The 1,243-nt window shown below is 73.8% G+C and carries 2 protein-coding genes; both read right to left on the bottom strand.

Going from position 1 to position 1,243, the window contains the following annotated elements:
- On the bottom strand, positions 1–284 hold a 284-nt coding region (locus tag AC27IQ_RS24880), incomplete at its 3' end, for a UxaA family hydrolase (protein WP_487091202.1).
- A gap of 47 nt (positions 285–331) precedes the next feature.
- Positions 332–1,243, bottom strand: a 912-nt coding sequence (locus AC27IQ_RS24875) for a mannitol dehydrogenase family protein (RefSeq protein ID WP_487091201.1), incomplete at its 5' end; no start/stop codon positions are given.

Below are 1,243 nucleotides of genomic sequence, written 5' to 3'. Positions count from 1 at the left end.
CTCGATGCCGCCATGCCCACGTTGTGCACGTGCACGTGGTCGCCGGCCGCGATGTCGGCCGTGGCCGTGCCGATGCCCTGGCCGTACTTGAGCACGGCCGCGCCGCGCGGGATGGGCACGAGCGCCACCTTGTGGCCCGAGGCGATGGGCTCCCGGACCTGCACGGCGTGCCCGCCGATGGTCAGGCGCGTGCCGGCCTCCAGCGCCTGGCGCGCCACGGCCACGTTGTCGGCGGCGCCCAGCTGGAGGGCCAGGGGCGGGGTGGGCTGCAGGTCGGTGGTCATCGTCGGGGCTGCGCGGCAGGGTCGGTGGCAAGCAAGGAATGAAAGGATCAGGCGGCGGCCAGGGCCGCCTTCAGACGTGGCTGGGCCAGGTGCGGGGCGTGCTCGGCCGCCAGGGCCACCAGGGGGCCGAAGCGGCGCTGCTTCTTTTGCGCATGGTTCTGCGCGATGTCGGCGATGCGATGGTCCAGGAACGGGTTTTCGAAGCGCTCGCGCACATCGACGAGGTAGGCCTCGGCCTGCGCGCGCGCGCCCAGGGCGCCGAACACGGGCAGGATCTCCTCGGCCCAGAGCGCCTCCAGCCCGGCACGCAGCGCGGCATCGGCCATGGCCTCGCGCACGGTCTCGCCAGCGGCGCGGCCTTCCTGCTGCCAGCGCTCGGCCAGGTAGGTGTGGCCGGCGTTGAGCAGCAGCAGCTTGAGCCGCTCGTAGAACGCCAGGTCGTCGGTGAGCACGATGGCCGGGTGCGTGCACGGCAGCGTGAGGCGCGGGTGGCGTTCGATCACCCACACGGCATAGGGCTCGGCCACCGCGCCCACGGGCGCGATGGCCTCGGACACGATGCGGTCCACCAGCGAGTTGGCCCACACGCAGTGCGCCGTGAGCCAGTCGGTGCATTCGGCCGGCAGCGCCCATTGGCGCGCCAGGCCCGCGACCACATCGCGCAGCACGTCGCCGTTGCGCTCGACCAGTTCGCACGGCAGCAGCGTGATCGGCGCCTGCGGCGCGGCCTGCCAGCGGCCGTGCAGCAGCACCAGCAGCTTGGCGGGAAAGCTGTGCGGCGGCGCACTGCCCGGGCGCAGCGCGGCGGGGCCGTCGCGGTCGTCGAGCAGGTAGCCGCGGTCTGCGGTGTTGGAGACGATCACGCGCACCGGTCCGGCCACGGCGGCGCGCAGCTCGGGCCAGTGCGTGGCGGCCTGCCAGGCCTCGCGCACCGCCGTGCATTGTACGGTGCGGTCCAC

It is taken from the genome of Acidovorax sp. KPB24-07 (assembly GCF_057543315.1).
This window is presented reverse-complemented; position numbering and strand designations above follow the sequence as displayed.